Source organism: Tenacibaculum agarivorans, assembly GCF_001936575.1.
GTDB lineage: Bacteria > Bacteroidota > Bacteroidia > Flavobacteriales > Flavobacteriaceae > Polaribacter > Polaribacter agarivorans.
Genome location: NZ_MSMP01000011.1, coordinates 83,423 through 99,921 on the forward strand (window position 1 = coordinate 83,423; position 16,499 = coordinate 99,921).

Annotated in this window: 17 protein-coding genes and 1 pseudogene; 14 read left to right on the forward strand and 4 right to left on the reverse strand. The window is 31.2% G+C overall.

What is annotated here, in order from left to right; all coding sequences use genetic code 11:
• Positions 1–184 precede the first annotated feature (184 nt).
• From BVC87_RS10250 to BVC87_RS10260, 3 genes are all read right to left on the reverse strand, one after another.
• The gene (locus BVC87_RS10250; protein WP_075342282.1) at positions 185–1,096 is read right to left on the reverse strand and encodes a hypothetical protein; all 912 of its coding nucleotides are present in this window, start codon (positions 1,094–1,096) and stop codon (positions 185–187) included.
• Positions 1,097–1,371: 275 nt separating this feature from the next.
• Positions 1,372–1,821 carry a hypothetical protein gene (locus tag BVC87_RS10255; protein ID WP_075342283.1) on the reverse strand — a complete coding sequence of 150 codons (450 nt, stop codon included), beginning with the start codon at positions 1,819–1,821 and terminating at the stop codon, positions 1,372–1,374.
• Positions 1,822–2,326: 505 nt separating this feature from the next.
• Entirely contained in the window at positions 2,327–3,958 is a 1,632-nt protein-coding gene (locus BVC87_RS10260; RefSeq protein ID WP_075342284.1) for an ABC-F family ATP-binding cassette domain-containing protein, read from the reverse strand.
• Between the two features lie 678 nt (positions 3,959–4,636).
• Here BVC87_RS10260 and hisG point away from each other — a divergent pair.
• From hisG to BVC87_RS10320, 14 genes and pseudogenes are all read left to right on the forward strand, one after another.
• Positions 4,637–5,494 carry an ATP phosphoribosyltransferase gene (gene hisG, locus BVC87_RS10265; RefSeq protein ID WP_075342285.1) on the forward strand — a complete coding sequence of 286 codons (858 nt, stop codon included), beginning with the start codon at positions 4,637–4,639 and terminating at the stop codon, positions 5,492–5,494.
• A 108-nt stretch (positions 5,495–5,602) separates the two neighbouring features.
• Positions 5,603–6,886 (forward strand): histidinol dehydrogenase, encoded by a 1,284-nt coding sequence (gene hisD, locus BVC87_RS10270; RefSeq protein WP_075342286.1) that lies wholly within the window; start codon positions 5,603–5,605, stop codon positions 6,884–6,886.
• A gap of 195 nt (positions 6,887–7,081) precedes the next feature.
• Positions 7,082–8,110 carry a histidinol-phosphate transaminase gene (gene hisC / locus BVC87_RS10275; protein WP_075342287.1) on the forward strand — a complete coding sequence of 343 codons (1,029 nt, stop codon included), beginning with the start codon at positions 7,082–7,084 and terminating at the stop codon, positions 8,108–8,110.
• A gap of 123 nt (positions 8,111–8,233) precedes the next feature.
• A complete protein-coding gene (gene hisB / locus BVC87_RS10280) occupies positions 8,234–9,370 on the forward strand; it encodes a bifunctional histidinol-phosphatase/imidazoleglycerol-phosphate dehydratase HisB (protein WP_075342288.1) in 1,137 nt (378 codons plus the stop codon).
• Positions 9,371–9,480: 110 nt separating this feature from the next.
• On the forward strand, positions 9,481–10,062 hold the full coding sequence (gene hisH / locus BVC87_RS10285; protein ID WP_075342289.1) for an imidazole glycerol phosphate synthase subunit HisH: 582 nt from the start codon (positions 9,481–9,483) through the stop codon (positions 10,060–10,062).
• A gap of 121 nt (positions 10,063–10,183) precedes the next feature.
• The gene (locus tag BVC87_RS23390) at positions 10,184–10,348 is read left to right on the forward strand and encodes a hypothetical protein (RefSeq protein ID WP_159439341.1); all 165 of its coding nucleotides are present in this window, start codon (positions 10,184–10,186) and stop codon (positions 10,346–10,348) included.
• Positions 10,349–10,525, forward strand: a complete 177-nt coding sequence (locus BVC87_RS23395) for a hypothetical protein (protein WP_159439342.1) — start codon at positions 10,349–10,351, stop codon at positions 10,523–10,525.
• A 161-nt stretch (positions 10,526–10,686) separates the two neighbouring features.
• Positions 10,687–11,424 carry a 1-(5-phosphoribosyl)-5-[(5-phosphoribosylamino)methylideneamino]imidazole-4-carboxamide isomerase gene (gene hisA, locus BVC87_RS10290; protein ID WP_075342290.1) on the forward strand — a complete coding sequence of 246 codons (738 nt, stop codon included), beginning with the start codon at positions 10,687–10,689 and terminating at the stop codon, positions 11,422–11,424.
• Between the two features lie 4 nt (positions 11,425–11,428).
• A complete protein-coding gene (locus tag BVC87_RS10295; protein WP_075342291.1) occupies positions 11,429–11,941 on the forward strand; it encodes a DinB family protein in 513 nt (170 codons plus the stop codon).
• Between the two features lie 2 nt (positions 11,942–11,943).
• Complete coding sequence (gene hisF / locus BVC87_RS10300; protein ID WP_075342292.1) at positions 11,944–12,699, forward strand: imidazole glycerol phosphate synthase subunit HisF; 756 nt, start codon at positions 11,944–11,946, stop codon at positions 12,697–12,699.
• 180 nt (positions 12,700–12,879) lie between these two features.
• Entirely contained in the window at positions 12,880–13,221 is a 342-nt protein-coding gene (locus BVC87_RS10305; protein WP_075342293.1) for a cyclic-phosphate processing receiver domain-containing protein, read from the forward strand.
• A 118-nt stretch (positions 13,222–13,339) separates the two neighbouring features.
• Positions 13,340–13,942, forward strand: a pseudogene (gene hisIE / locus BVC87_RS10310) (bifunctional phosphoribosyl-AMP cyclohydrolase/phosphoribosyl-ATP diphosphatase HisIE); the annotation flags it as partial.
• A 254-nt stretch (positions 13,943–14,196) separates the two neighbouring features.
• Complete coding sequence (locus tag BVC87_RS10315; RefSeq protein WP_075342295.1) at positions 14,197–14,790, forward strand: DUF3841 domain-containing protein; 594 nt, start codon at positions 14,197–14,199, stop codon at positions 14,788–14,790.
• 152 nt (positions 14,791–14,942) lie between these two features.
• Positions 14,943–15,140 (forward strand): hypothetical protein, encoded by a 198-nt coding sequence (locus BVC87_RS10320; protein WP_075342296.1) that lies wholly within the window; start codon positions 14,943–14,945, stop codon positions 15,138–15,140.
• A gap of 80 nt (positions 15,141–15,220) precedes the next feature.
• Here the strand turns inward: BVC87_RS10320 and BVC87_RS10325 are convergent, their stop codons facing one another.
• The gene (locus tag BVC87_RS10325) at positions 15,221–16,435 is read right to left on the reverse strand and encodes an NADH:flavin oxidoreductase/NADH oxidase family protein (RefSeq protein WP_075342297.1); all 1,215 of its coding nucleotides are present in this window, start codon (positions 16,433–16,435) and stop codon (positions 15,221–15,223) included.
• Positions 16,436–16,499 lie beyond the last annotated feature (64 nt).

Sequence of the window (16,499 nt, forward strand, 5' to 3'; positions counted from 1 at the left end):
CTATAGTAAGATGCATAAACACACTTATTAATAAATTAAATAAATTCAGAAAAAAGTAAAGGAATAGGAGGTTTTATCTATTGCTTTTTCATTTTTCGAGTATCAAATAAATAAAAAGCTAATAATAAAAACAAAAGGATATCCGTAAAGGAATGATAAAGGGGAAAAACACCCTAAACTATTTTTAATAACAACTTATCGTATATTCCTTGTAGGGTACATTTTCAATTCCACAAACTCCTCCATGATGTGAGCAACTACCTCTACCTGTGGAAGAACTTGTAGTGCCATCGCAACATCTAGACCTTTTATAATATCTAATTCTAGCTGTTAATTCTCTATATTCATGGCATGCATTTGTATTGCCAAAATCCATTGATTTTTTAAAATACATTTTTGCTTGTCTTTTATTTTTACTATTCAGATATGCTATTCCAAGGTTGTATAAAAAAATGTCATTTTCAGGTGCTGCATCAACAGCTTTTTTAAATTCGGATATCGCCTTATTTTTTTTCTTGATGTTCGTGTAAAGAATTCCAGCTTTATTACTGTACTTTCCAGTTGTTACATATTCATTGCTTAACAAATCATAAAGTCTGATTGCCTCGATTGTATCTCCTATGGTAAGGTATTTTCTAGCTGCATAATCAATCACTTCAATATGTTTAAGAGAACCCTCTTTGTAAAGTTGAATTTCTTTTGATAATAATTGTCTCGCTTTTTCTTCTTCTCCGTGATTTAAATCCCATTCAATCATTTTTCGGATTCTTGCATCTTTTTCAGTATCTGATTTTGCTAGTGCAAGAGTTTTATTAAAATCTTGATTACTTTGAATCGTATCTTGAAGTTCGTGAAGTATTTTACCCCTCAATTCATAATAATCTGAATTTGTACTATCTAATTGTATCGCTTCATTAACTTTTGTCAATGCCAATTCATAATTATTTGTATCGTAATTTAACTCCGCATCTCTAAAAAAGTCATCTTTAGTTTCAGGAATTAAATTACTAATTAAACTTATCCCAAAGAATATAGCTATTAAAGTCGAGCATCCTTTTAAAGATCCTTTTCCTTTTATTTGTTTTGTTTCGTTCATAATATAATATAACTGAATGTAAATTCATTTTTCGAGTATCAAATAAATAAAAAGAGAATAGCAAAAACATACGGGTAACCGTAAAGAGGTAAAATCTCTCAAATTTTTTAAAAGAATGTAATAATAAAAAATAGACATTTTAATCGCTTTATATATCTGCGATCTCACTGATGCTATTTATAACAGTTTAGAAACAAAACTTGAATTAATTGTTTGATAGTTTTTAGTCATAAGTAAGTATGCTAAAAGGTATTGGTTGATTTAACAAAAGTATTTTATTCTTTTGTCCAATATGTTTTCCCAATAATAAAATCATTATTATAAGGTTGAAGCCAAACACCATTCATTTCTTTTCTATTCATATGTATAATTAATGCGATAACCCCATTTATAGCATTGTGATTTTCCATACCTAAAAACTCTAAAGTAATTGTGTTGTTATTGTGTATTTTACCTAATAAGTTATAAGAGACATTAGATGTGTTTTTTACTTTTACTTGAATTTTCCCCTTATTAATTTTATCAATTATTATTTTTTCTTCAAGGATTTTTTCTTCAGATTTTCCATTAGTTTCAAACCATCTAACACTCCATGTTCCTTCTAGATCTTTGTTCGATTTTCTAAAATCTAATAAAGTGAAAAGGTCTTTTTTGAAAGCTGTAATTAAGCTGCCAATCACTACTCCTAAAGCTCCTATGGAAGCAGCTATTATTGTATTATCCATAATTTGATTTCTAAATTATTTTAGTATTGTGTATATAATTAAAACCAGAAAAAAGTAAAGGAATAGGAGGTAGATATCTATTGCTTTTTCATTTTTCGAATATCAAATAAATAAAAAGCTAATAACAAAAACAATAGGAAAATTATAAAAGGGGAAAACACCCTAAACTAATTCTTAACAAAAGAAATTAAATCTCCAAAGTCCAAGAATAAATTAGACTTAATGATAAGATTACTTCGTCTTACTCAAAGATATTCTGCTGTGGTCATTACGAGGTATTGCCTGATTTTATGATGGCAATGACGAAGTAATTTTAATAGTTTAAAGTGCTGTATATTGTGGTGAGTTCCCAATAGATAGATTGCTTCACTCCACTGTGTTCCTTTCGCAAAGACTTTCTATTATGGTTATTACGCCCGAAACTTAGTTTATAGGTCAGAGTTTGTTCGTAATGACTATAAAAGCGGTGGTTGAGCCTGTCGAAATCACCAGAAAAAAACAACTTTTACAAATCAATCTCTTTTAAGGCGTTAATATTATTGCGCTCTAAGAAAGCGTCAATAGTTTCAAAATGCTCTATTACACGTTGATCTTTAAATTCAAAAACTTTTTGAGATAAACCTTGTAGGAAATCACGATCGTGAGAAACCAAAATTAAAGTTCCATCGTAATCTAATAAGGCTTCTTTAATCACATCTTTCGATTTTAAATCTAAGTGATTTGTAGGCTCATCTAAAATTAATAAATTCACAGGTTCTAGTAATAATTTCACCATTGCCAAACGTGTTCTTTCACCACCAGAAAGCACTTTTACTTTCTTTTCTAAATCGTCTCCGCTAAACATAAAACGACCTAAAATATTTTTAATCTGCGTACGAATATCTCCTTCAGCCACTTCATCAACTGTTTGGAAAATCGTTAATTCAGGATCTAATAATGAAGCTTGATTTTGAGCAAAATATCCAACTTTGGCATTATGACCTAATCCACCTTCACCTTCAAAATCAATCTCACCCATAATAGCTTTAATCATGGTCGATTTTCCTTCACCATTTCTACCCACAAATGATACTTTCTCACCACGAGCAATGGCAAAACTAGCGTCTTTAAAAACTACATGATCTCCGTAAACTTTTGTCAATTCATTAACTTTAACCGGATAATCACCAGATCTTGGAGAAGGAGGGAAGCGTAATTTTAAAGCAGAAGTATCTACTTCATCAATTTCTACAGGAACTAATTTTTCTAACATACGCTCACGAGAAGCTACTTGATTGGTTTTAGAATACGTTCCTTTAAATCGCTCGATAAATGCTTTCGTTTCTGCAATAAATTTTTGTTGTTCTTCGTAAGCTTTTAATTGGTGTGCTCTACGTTCTTTACGTAATTCTAAATAATGTGAATAATTCGCTTTATAATCGTGAATTGTTCCCATCGTAACTTCTATGGTACGATTGGTAATGTTATCAATAAACGCTTTGTCGTGAGAAATTACAACAACAGCTTTTGCTTTGTTCAATAAGAAATTTTCTAACCAAATTACAGATTCAATATCAACATGGTTTGTAGGCTCATCTAATAATATTAAATCAGGCTTTTGTAATAAAATTTTAGCCAATTCAATACGCATACGCCAACCACCACTAAACTCAGAAGTTGCTCTGTCGAAGTCTTCAGGTTTAAAGCCTAAACCTTTTAAAGCCTTTTCAACTTCAGCTTCATAGTTAATCTCTTCTAAAGCATAGTATTTTTCACCTAAGTCAGAAACACGTTCTATAATTTTCATGTATGCTTCAGATTCGTAATCGGTACGTGTTTCTAATTGCTTGTTTAATTCATCCATTTCAGCTTTCATATCAAAAACTGATTTAAATGCTTTTGAAGCTTCTTCTTTTACAGTACAATTATCTTCAATCAATAAATGCTGAGGAAGGTAAGCAATTACGGTATCTTTAGCACAACGAACTCCACCTTTTGTAGGAGAAGTTAATCCTGCAATAATCTTCATCATTGTAGATTTTCCTGCTCCATTTTTTCCCATTAAAGCGATTTTATCACTTTCATTAATCACAAAAGAAACATCGCTAAATAAGGCACTTCCGTTAAACTCAACCGTTAATTGGTCTACTGATATCATACTGTTATTTTATAATGTCGCGAAAATACTAATTTTACAACTGCTGATCTTTGAATTTTAAGAGAAAGTATTTGGAGCATATTTAATTGTTATAGTTTTTATTTTGTTGTCATTCCGAATTTATTTCGGAATCTCATCTAATTAATAAGTTTGAGTATACAATAGAAACCTGAAGTTAGATTTTGACGGAATTAATTTTTAATGATAATTGAGAGACTCAATCAGACATTCTTTATTTTTATTCTGAGTGTGCCCTGATTAACATGGAAGGAAAAACGAAGCAATCTTAATTACCTATGAAGAGATTACTTCAGTCGTGTCGTTCGGCTTCGCTCAAGCTACTCCTTCGTAATGACACATTCTTTTTGGGTATAATTTTAACCCTGCAATAAAATCAAACATTTAAACGTAAATTGTTTAATAAAAAACATTTTAAAAAAATAGTTGTATATTAAAATAAATATCCTTTAAATTTGCATGCGTAAAATAATTACAATGACATTTATTCAATTACATCACCATCATCATCACATTTGCACTCAGGCGAATTGATAATGATATGTATGTAATTAACAATCATAAAATTTAAAATCCGTTTGAGTAAGTCAAGCGGATTTTTTAGTTTTATAAACTATTAAAAATCTAAAGATTTACTCAAACAACAACACAAACTAAAAAATGAGTAAATTAAGATTAGCCGTTCAAAAATCAGGTAGATTAAACGAAGAGTCCCTTAAATTGTTAAAAGCTATTGGTATTTCTATTGACAATGGTAAAGATCAATTAAAAGCTTCAGCTAGAAATTTCCCCTTAGAGGTTTTCTTTTTACGTAATGGTGATATTCCGCAATACTTAAGAGATGGAGTAGTAGACATTGCGATTATTGGAGAAAACTTAATCGTGGAGAAAGGCGAAAGTATCGAAGTAGTTGAAAAACTGGGTTTTTCGAAATGTAAAGTTTCTATCGCAGTTCCAAAAACATCAAACATTTCAAGTTTAAAAGAATTAGCAGGAAAACGTATTGCTACTTCATACCCAAAAACTGTAGAGAAGTTCTTAGAAAAAGAAGGAATTACTGCTAATTTACACATTATTAACGGATCTGTTGAAATTGCACCAAATATTGGTTTAGCTGATGCAATTTGTGATATTGTATCGAGTGGAAGTACATTATTCAAAAACAATTTAAAAGAGATTGAAGTGTTATTAAAATCGGAAGCTGTTTTAGTAAAGTCGCCAAAACTATCTGAAGAAAACGAAGCAATTTTACAAAAAATTCAATTCAGATTACAATCAGTTTTAAAAGGTAGAGAGAATAAGTACGTATTATTAAATGCACCGAATGAAAAGTTAGAAACAATTACTAAGATTTTACCAGGAATGCGTAGTCCTACTATTTTACCATTAGCTCAAGAAGGATGGAGTTCTGTACACTCAGTAATTAATAAGAATGATTTCTGGGATGTAATTGATGAATTACGTGAAGCAGGAGCTGAAGGAATTCTAGTTTGTCCGATCGAAAACATGGTACAATAAAATTTACCGTCATTCTGAAGGAGTTGTGCGACTGAAAGAATCTTTTTAATAGTAGTAGATTGCTTCTTTGCACTGCGTTTCAATCGCAATGACATAAAAATAATACAAATGAAATTATATAACAATCCAGATCAGAAAGAATGGTTAGACTTGTGTAAAAGAGCACAGTTTGATAAATCTACACTAGATGAAGCTGTTACTAATATTCTGGAAGATGTAAAAGAAAATAAAGACGAAGCTTTATTCAAATATGCTGAACGTTTTGATGGTGTGAAATTAACTTCTTTAACTGTAACTCAAGAAGAGATTGAAGCCGCAGCAAATGAAGTATCTGAAGATTTAAAACAAGCAATTGTTTTAGCGAAAAATAATATTGAAAAGTTTCACGAATCTCAGAAAGAAGCTCCACAAAAAATAGAAACCACCAAAGGTGTAGAATGTTGGAGAAAATCTGTAGGAATCGAAAAAGTTGGTTTATACATTCCTGGCGGAACAGCACCGTTATTTTCAACAATTTTAATGTTAGCCATTCCTGCTAAAGTTGCAGGGTGTAAAGAGATTGTTTTATGTACGCCACCAAATAAGGAAGGAAAGGTAAATCCAGCAATTTTATACACGGCAAATTTAGTTGGTGTCACTCAAATTTTTAAAGTAGGAGGAGCACAAGCAGTCGGAGCAATGACATACGGAACGGAAACTATTCCGCAAGTATATAAAATTTTTGGACCAGGAAATCAATACGTTACTAAAGCGAAAGAATTAGCACAACAATCTGGAGTGGCTATTGATATGCCTGCTGGTCCAAGTGAAGTGTTAGTTATAGCAGACGAAACATGTAATCCTAGTTTTGTTGCGGCAGATTTATTATCGCAAGCAGAACACGGAGTAGATAGCCAAGTGATTTTATTATCAGATAGTAAGACTGTAATTTCAGAAGTGAATAAAGAAGTAGAAAAGCAATTAGCAGCATTACCAAGAAACGAAATTGCTCAAAAAGCGTTAGAAAATAGTAGATCATTGTATTTTTCTGATATGAATACTTGTACAGAGTTTAGTAATGAATATGCTCCAGAGCACTTAATTATTGCTTCTGAAAAAGCTGATGATTTCATTGATAAAATAACTAACGCTGGTTCTGTTTTCTTAGGAAACTATAGTTGTGAAAGTGCTGGAGATTATGCTTCTGGAACTAATCATACGTTACCAACCTACGGTTATGCAAAGAATTACAGTGGAGTTTCGTTAGATAGTTTTGTGAAGAAAATTACATTTCAAAAATTATCTAAAGAAGGAATAAATAATATTGGAAATGCTATTGAGTTAATGGCAGAAGCAGAAGGTTTACAAGCGCATAAAAATGCAGTAACGTTACGATTAACATCGTTGAAGTAAATTTCGTAAAATATAAATGTCAGTTCGAGTATTTTTATGGAGAGATATCGTAATAAAAATGTGTCGAGAACAATTCAATTACTTCTCGATAGCTCTAATGAGTGATAGTCGAAGTATAAAATTATTCTATATTTCATTGCGAATAATTTCACTCGAAGTGACAGTAAATTAACCAACTAAAACTATTTATATAAAATGTTTAGTTTAGAAAATATAGTTAGAAAAAACATTTTAAATCTAACACCATATTCATCAGCAAGAGATGAATTTAAAGGAGCTGCAGATGTATTTTTAGATGCGAATGAAAATCCTTACGGAACGTTAAATCGTTATCCAGATCCACATCAAAAAGAAATCAAACAAAAACTAGCTACACTTAAAAATGTAGAAGCAAACCAAATCTTCATAGGAAATGGGAGTGATGAAATTATTGATTTAGCATTCAGAATTTTCTGTGAGCCAGGAGTGGATAAAGCATTAACATTTTCACCAACCTATGGAATGTATGATGTTTCAGCAGGAATTAATGATATTGAATTAATCAAGCAACCTTTAATTAATGATTTTCAGATCAATTTAAATCAGTTGCAACCGTATTTAGATGATCCAAAAGTAAAAATCATTTTTGTTTGCTCGCCTAATAACCCTACCGCGAATTCATTCAATATAGAAGATATAGTGTATATCTTAGATAACTTTGATGGAATTGTAATCATAGATGAGGCTTATATCGATTTTAGTGATCAAGAATCATTTGTGGCTAAGATAAATCAATACGAAAACTTAATTGTTAGTCAAACTTTTAGTAAAGCTTGGGGATTGGCAGGAGTTCGTGTTGGGGCGGCGTATATGAATGCAAAACTAATGGGTTTATACAACCGTGTTAAGCCACCATATAATGTAAGTCAATTAAATCAGGAAGCTGTTTTAAAATCATTAAGTGATGTAGAAACATTCCAAAAGAATGTAGAAGTCATTTTAAAAGAAAGAAAAGCTTTAAAACAAAAATTAGCTTCATTAAAGATAGTCAACAAGATTTATCCTTCAGATGCTAATTTTTTGTTGGTGAATGTTGATTATGCTAATGAAACCTATGAATACTTAATAGATAAAAAAGTAATTATCAGAAATAGAAATAAGTTAGTTGATAATTGTATTCGTATTACAGTAGGCTCACCTGAAGAGAATGAGAAGTTAATTGAAGCATTAATTACAAAGCAATAATTTAAAATAAGACCTCGCGGGTTTTAAAAACCCGTGAGGTCTATAAAATAGTATAAAGAAAGGATCCTGAATCAATACCGAATCGAGTTCAGCATTTGTTCAGGATTGATTAACAAGTTAATCATGAAAAAAGTATTATTTATAGATAGAGACGGAACTTTAGTATTGGAACCACCAGTAGATTATCAATTAGATAGTTTAGAAAAGCTAGAGTATTATCCAAAGGTATTTCAATACATGGCTAAAATAGCCGCTGAATTGGATTATGAATTAGTTATGGTAACCAATCAAGACGGATTAGGAACAGATTCTTTTCCTGAAGATACCTTTTGGCCACCACAAAACAAAATTATAAGTGCTTTTGAAAAAGAAGGTGTGGTGTTTTCGGCAGTACATATCGATAAAACATTTCCACATGAAAATGCACCTACACGTAAGCCAAGAACAGGTTTGTTAACGCAATATTTCACTGAGGAATATGATTTAGAGAATTCCTTTGTGTTAGGAGATCGTATTACTGATATGGAATTAGCAAAGAACTTAGGTGCTAAAGGAATTTATTTATCTGAAAATCCTGAATTAGGTACGGATGAAATTGAAAGTTCTAAGCAAGAAATTTACGATTGTATTGCACTTACAAGTACAGATTGGGAAAAAATATACGAGTTTTTAAAGTTAGAGGATCGTGTTACTGAGATAACAAGAAATACCAATGAAACTCAAATTTATATCAAGTTGAATTTAGACGGATCAGGAAAGAATGATATTGATACTGGATTAAAATTCTTTGATCACATGTTAGATCAAATCGGTCGTCATGGAGCTATGGATTTAACGATTAAAGTAGACGGAGATTTAGAGGTAGATGAGCATCATACTATTGAAGATACTATGATTGCTTTCGGAGAATTGTTCAACAAGGCTTTAGGAAATAAGTTAGGTATTGAGCGTTATGGATTCTGTTTACCAATGGATGATTGTTTAGCGCAAGTAGCTGTAGATTTTGGTGGAAGGAATTGGTTAGAATGGGATGCAGAATTTAAGCGTGAAAAAATAGGAGATATGCCAACAGAAATGTTCTTTCATTTGTTCAAATCGTTTACAGATGGCGCAAAATGTAATTTAAATATTAAAGCCGAAGGCGTAAATGAACATCACAAAATTGAAGGAATTTTTAAAGCATTTGCCAAGGCAATGAAAATGGCCGTAAAACGAGATGCGAATAAAATGTTTTTACCATCAACGAAAGGGATGCTTTAACTTGTAAACGTCATTCCGAGGAATTAAAGTGACGAAGGAATCTATTTTTAATTTACAGATTACTTCATTCCACAAGCTTCATTCGTAATGACGCATAAATTGAAATAATAATGAAACTAGTAATCATAGACTACGGAGCAGGAAATATAAAAAGTATTCAATTTGCTTTTAAACGTTTAGGTGTAGATGCCGTTTTGTCTAATAATATAGATGAAATTCGAAATGCTGATAAAGTTATTTTTCCAGGAGTTGGAGAAGCAAGTTCTGCGATGGAAAAACTAATAGAAAGCGGATTAGATAAAGTGATTCCAACCTTAATACAACCTGTTTTAGGTATCTGTTTAGGAATGCAGTTGATGTGTAATTCATCAGAAGAAGGAAATACTAAAGGTTTAGGGATTTTTGATGTAGACATCAAACGTTTTTCAAACGATGTGAAAGTACCTCAAATGGGATGGAATACAGTAACAGAGTTAAAATCTGAATTGTTCACTGGCATAAAAGAAGATGAATACATGTACTTAGTGCATAGCTTTTATGCAGAAGATTGTGAGTATGCTATTGCTTCAACTGAATATGGAGTAAAATATGCTACAGCTTTACATAAAGACAATTTCTACGGAACGCAATTTCATCCTGAGAAAAGCGGAGTAGAAGGGGAAAAGATTTTAAAGAACTTTTTAGCGCTTTAACTTTAAATAAAATGGAGAATAGAACGAATTATAAAAAATGGGCCTTTAAACTGTTATTGTACATTATTATCATCAATATATGTGCAGCTTTTTTACCTTTTTTACGCATAGCTTAAATATCTTGGTTTTATCTATTATAGCAGATATACTATTTTTAGCAGGTATTGCATTAACTATTGCATCAATTAAGAATAAAGAAGAGAAAGATTATCAATATTATTTTTCAATTACTGGTTATCCTATTTTAATAGTATTATTCGTTTTAATAACTTTTATACTTAAATAAATGACACAAGAAGAGAAACAAATCATTTTAGAAACCTATAAATGGATTAAAGTTAAAAAGTATATAGATGATGAATCTCTATCTTGGGAAAAGCGTTACAGAAGACTAGAAAAACATCATTTAGAAGAAACCAATTTTTTAATCGAAAAAATTAGAGAAATAGTAAAGAAGTTATAATTTGAAATTTTTCATTGCGAATTTAAAGAAGCTAATCAATTAACGGATTGCTTCGTGCCTCGCAATGACTAAAAGATAAAAGCTTCAAATCCAGAATTAAAAACATTAGTAATTAATTAAAAATCCTGAAACGAGTTCAGGATTGATTAACAAGTTAATCAATGAGAATAATACCCGCCATAGATATTATAGAAGGAAAATGTGTTCGCCTAACAAAAGGAGATTACAATACCAAAAAAATATACAATGAAAACCCATTAGAGGTTGCTAAGGAATTTGAAGATGCTGGAATCGAATACTTACACGTAGTAGATTTAGATGGGGCTAAAGCCAGTAGAATTATTAACTATAAAGTATTGGAACAAATTGCTACCAAAACCAATTTGAAAATTGATTTTGGAGGCGGATTAAAATCTGACGAAGATTTAAATATCGCTTTTGAATCTGGAGCTAATCAAATTACTGGAGGAAGTATTGCGGTAAAGAAGCCAGCAATATTTGAAAGCTGGATCCAAAAGTTTGGAGCAGAGAAAATAATTTTAGGAGCCGATTTTTATCCAGATGACCAAGGAGGTAAAATAGCAATTAGTGGTTGGCAAGAAGAAAGTAATTTGGAACTCATTCCATTTATAACCAATTATCAATCAAAAGGGATTCAATATGTGATTTGTACGGATATTTCCAAAGATGGAATGTTACAAGGACCAAGTTTTAAAACTTATGAAGAGATTTTAAATTCTTCAAAACAAATCAAGTTAATAGCTTCCGGTGGAATTTCAACTTTTGATGAATTACCAAAATTAGCTGAATTAGGATGTGAAGGAGTGATTATTGGAAAAGCTATTTATGAAAATAAAATTAGCTTACAACAATTAGAAAGTTTTATACTCAATACCTAATACAATGAAAGCTGAAATGCTGAAAGAATTTACAGAACAAATAGTATATCGATTAGACGAAAGTACTAGAATGATTAACATTAGTTTTCAACAACTGGAAGAAGAGGATATTTGGAAAAGAATCAACAATTCCTCTAATAGTATTGGAAATTTAATCATTCATTTATGTGGTAATATTACACAATATGCAATTGCTTCTTTAGGAAACACAGAAGACAAAAGAAATAGAGATTATGAGTTTGAGGCAACATCTGGATATACTAAAGAAGAACTATTAAGCAAACTAGAAACTACGGTTGAAAAGGCAAAATCTATAATTTTGTCTTCTTCAGAAGAAGAATACATGAGGAAAAGAAATGTACAAGGATTTAATTTTTCAGGAATTGGAATTGCAATTCATGTTACAGAACATTACTCATATCATACAGGACAAATAGCTTTTTGGACCAAACAATTAAAAAATAAAAGTTTAGGCTTTTATGATGGAATAGATTTAACCATTAAAAACGAAGAATAAGAATGCTAACTAAGAGAATTATACCTTGTTTAGATATAAAAAACGGAAGAACCGTTAAAGGTGTCAATTTTGTCAATCTGATCGATGCTGGAGATCCTGTTGTACTAGCTAAGCAATATGCAGAATTAGGAGCAGATGAATTGGTGTTTTTAGATATTGCGGCAACACTAGAAAATAGAGGAACTACCTTAGATATGGTAGAAAAAGTAGCAGAACAAGTAAATATTCCATTTACTGTTGGTGGCGGAATTTCTTCTGTAGAACATGTAGATGCTTTGTTGAAATGTGGAGCTGATAAGGTTTCTATCAATTCCTCTGCGGTAAAGCGACCAGATTTAGTCAATGAATTGTCTCAAAAATTTGGAAGTCAATGTGTGGTGGTTGCTATAGATGCTAAACAAATTGATAGCGAATGGAAAGTACATTTAGCAGGTGGAACTATTCCAACAGAATTAAACTTGTTTGATTGGGCAAAAGAAGTAGAAAAAAGAGGCGCAGGAGAAATCTTATTTACTTCAATGGATAACGACGGAACAAAAGCTGGTTTTGCCAATAAAGCTTTAGCAAAATTATCTGAGGAGTTAAATATACCCATTATTGCTTCTGGTGGTGCAGGTTCTATTCAACATTTTACAGATACGTTTATTGAAGGAAAGTCAGATGCAGCACTAGCAGCGAGTGTTTTTCACTTCGGAGAAATCCCAATTCGTGAGTTAAAACAAGCATTGAGAGATGAGAATATACCTGTTCGTTTGTAAATGAATGTGATGTAAAAAAGATAATACTTTGTCAGTTCGAGTGATTTTTTTGATGATTTCGCACCGTCGAAATCATCAAAAAAATTGTATCGAGAACAATATTGAGTTGCTTCTCGATACTAAATTATTTTTCATTTCATTACAAATAATTTCACTCGAAGTGACAGTTAAAATTGTAATATGAAAAAGAAAAAACTATTTCTAGATGACATTAGAACCATAGCAATGGTTTATGGTCAATCTGAAGAAAAAGATTTTGATATTGTAAGAACATATGACGCATTTGTAGCTTACATTCAAAAAAATGGGTTGCCTGAATTTATTAGTTTTGATAATGATTTAGGGCTCGATACTAACGGAGAAGTTGCACCAGATGGATATGCGGCGGCTAAGTGGTTGGTGTATACATCTGGATTGGATTTGAAGAATTTACAATTTAAAGTACATTCTGCAAATCCAGTAGCGGCGGAACAGATAAGAGGGTTATTAAATAATTATATAGAATTTTTAAATAAAAAATAAATGTCACCTCGAGCGCAGTCGAGAGGGTTTAATAAGTGATGTAAATTAGGTCTCGACTTACTTTATAAGTTATCTTCAAACGAAATAAACTTCGTTTTTCGATAATGCTCGACATAACAATAAAAACATAAAAATGAACATAGATTTCAACAAAAGTAGTGATGGGTTAGTACCTGCTGTGGTTCAACATAATAATACCTTACAAGTGTTAATGTTAGGCTATATGAACCAAGAAGCATTTGAAAAAACTGAAAAAGAACAAGTCGTTACCTTTTTTAGTAGAAGTAAAAACAGATTATGGACCAAAGGGGAATCGAGTGGTAATTTTTTACATGTAAAAGAGATTCAAATCGATTGTGATAATGATACGATATTAATTAAAGCAGATCCTAAGGGACCTACTTGCCATAAAGGCGATACGTCTTGTTTTGCTGAAGAAACTCCAAAAGGATTTTTATATGAGTTAGAACAAATCATTCACGATAGAATCGATAATGATGTAGCATCATCATATACAAATAAGCTTTTTAAAAGAGGAATCAATAAAGTAGCTCAGAAAGTAGGAGAGGAAGCAGTAGAATTAGTTATAGAAGCTAAAGATGATAATGATGAATTATTTACGAACGAAGCTGCAGATTTAATGTATCATTATATTATTTTATTAAAAGCAAAAGGATTTACCTTAAAAGATATTGAAGCTGTTTTAAAAAGTAGACATTAATTTTTTTGACATCCTTTAATTTCTGACTAGGTCAAAGAAAAACATAAGATAATCTCTAAAGGCAAATGCAAATACAAGAAAGATAATAAACACGATGTATTTGTGTATGCCTTTATTTGTTTCTACGTTAAATAACTTGGTGTAAACAAACTGGATAAAATAGAAAACCATTGCAATGGATAAATAAGTCAAGAATAGTAGTAAAAGAGTTATCATAGAGCAATTTTAATAGAAAACAAAGATATTTTATTTATATGGAATTTTCAACGGCTAAAGTGAATAACTCAAAAGTAAAACTTTGGACTATTCAAGATGAAAAAGGTTGGAATGAACTACAAAACAAAGGAGTTTTAATTCCAGAAGAAAAATACATTCTTCCTGAATGGAAAGAAGGTTATTCTTGGCTAAAATTTCAAATGATTACAAGAATTGGAAGCCCCAAACATGCGCATCAGCTCCCAATTTGGGCATGGTTTCAGTATTATGATGTAAATAAAAGAAGGCTAGATCTTAGAAGATCAGGTCATATACCTAAAGGAGAAATAGGTTATAGAATAGAAATTGAGAAAGAGGAAAGCGAAATTTTATTGTCTGATTTCGTATTATGGCATTGGCCTTTATGTTACAAAGATTATTTAGCAAGTTCAGAAGAAGAAGAAGTTAAAAATGAGAAAGAAGGGATTATTTTTACATATGAAGAAAGGAGTAAAAGTTGGGAGAAAATTTTTGATATGAATTTTAATGTAGACTATTATACTTCATCATTTAAAGACAAAAAAATACAAGCTACCTTTTGGAATCTAACAACTGAAGATATTATTACAGTTGATAAGTTAACAGCTAGATAATACAGTACTTTAAAAACCAAAGAATTCCCAAGCTCTTTTTTCAAATTTGTTTTACGTTCATGAATTAATAGCTTACGTTCATTAATTAGGTGTTTTTTAAGATCGTTTATCTACATAATATTGGGATATAATTCAATTATAAACTAAATATTATGTTAGAAAAAATGAACATTAAAGGAGCAAAAGCTTTAAATAGAGAAGAATTACAAAGCGTTAATGGAGGTGTAACGGTTACTTGTATATTCCCAGATGGAACATCATGGGAAGGTAATGGTTCAGCGGGTGATGCTTTGGGTATGATAAACCATTGTCATAGCTCAGGAGGAACATTTTCAATAAGAAATAGATAATTCATAGATCAAGCAAATTGTTATGAATTTTAAAATGACTGTACATTTAACTTATTGTACAGTCATTTTTATATTAAAATTTACTTTTTAGTGAATTTAAACTTCATAATGCCAAAGAAATAAGTAAAAAATACAGACCAAGCACTTAATTTTAAACTCGGATTTTTCCCTAACCCTAATCGTTTTATCTGTGCTTCATACCATATAATATTCATTAATCCATCTATACCCTTTACACCAGTGGTATTCATTTTAGCTTTAAAATCAGATCTACTTTCGTTTATGATCTCATTCCCAATATTAGGGAATAAAGTAAAAGGACGACCAAGCCCTATTATATCTAATTCATTAGAAGCTACTGCGTCTTGCATCACAGAAACTGTTCTAAAACCACCAGTTAACATCAAAGGTGTATCCGTAATTTTTCTTGCTTTTTCTATATATTCTATAAAATAGGCTTCTCGCTCACGAGTACTTTTGCGGTTTCCTTTCATCATTGCAGGAGCTTCGTAGGTTCCTCCTGAGATTTCAATCAAATCAATACCTTCCTTAGAAAGAATTTGAATCACTTGCATCGATTCTTCTTCAGAAAAACCACCTTTTTGAAAATCTGCTGAATTCAGTTTGATTCCTATTGGAAAATCAGGACCAACTTGTTTTCGCATTTCTCTGTATACTTCAACTACAAAACGAGCTCTGTTTTCTAAATTACCACCCCATTGGTCTTCTCTCACATTGGCATAAGGTGATAAAAATTGACTCACTAAATATCCATGAGCTCCATGAATTTGAACTCCTGTAAATCCAGCTTCCTTTAAAACTGCTGCTGTGATACCAAAACGTTTGATAATATCTTGAATTTCTTCTTCTGTTAAGGCTTCTGGTATTTTAGTGGTTGCTTTTTTTCTTCCTTTAGACTTTAAAGGTATAGCAGAAGGGGCTTTTAAAACACTATTAATTTGATCCATGGCTTGTCTACCAGGATGATTAATTTGTACCCACAAATGTGTATTGGTATCTTTTACAGAAGCAGCCCATGCCTTTAATTTTTCAAGGTGTTGTCTATCTTCTACGACTACATTCCAAGGCTCTCCTAATGCTTTCTGATCTATCATTACATTACCTGTAACTAATAACCCTGCTCCACTTTTTGCCCATTTTGCATAGGCGTTTATAAGCGTTTGACTGGGTTCATGGTTTTTGGTAGATAGATTTTCACTCATTGCAGATTTCGCAATTCTATTGGAGATTACCGCACCGTTTGGTAAAGTAATGGAATCGTTTAATTTGGTCATAATTGTATGTAGAAAGTGTGTATGTTAAAATGTTTTGGTCTAAATGACCTCTTAAAAGTAATGA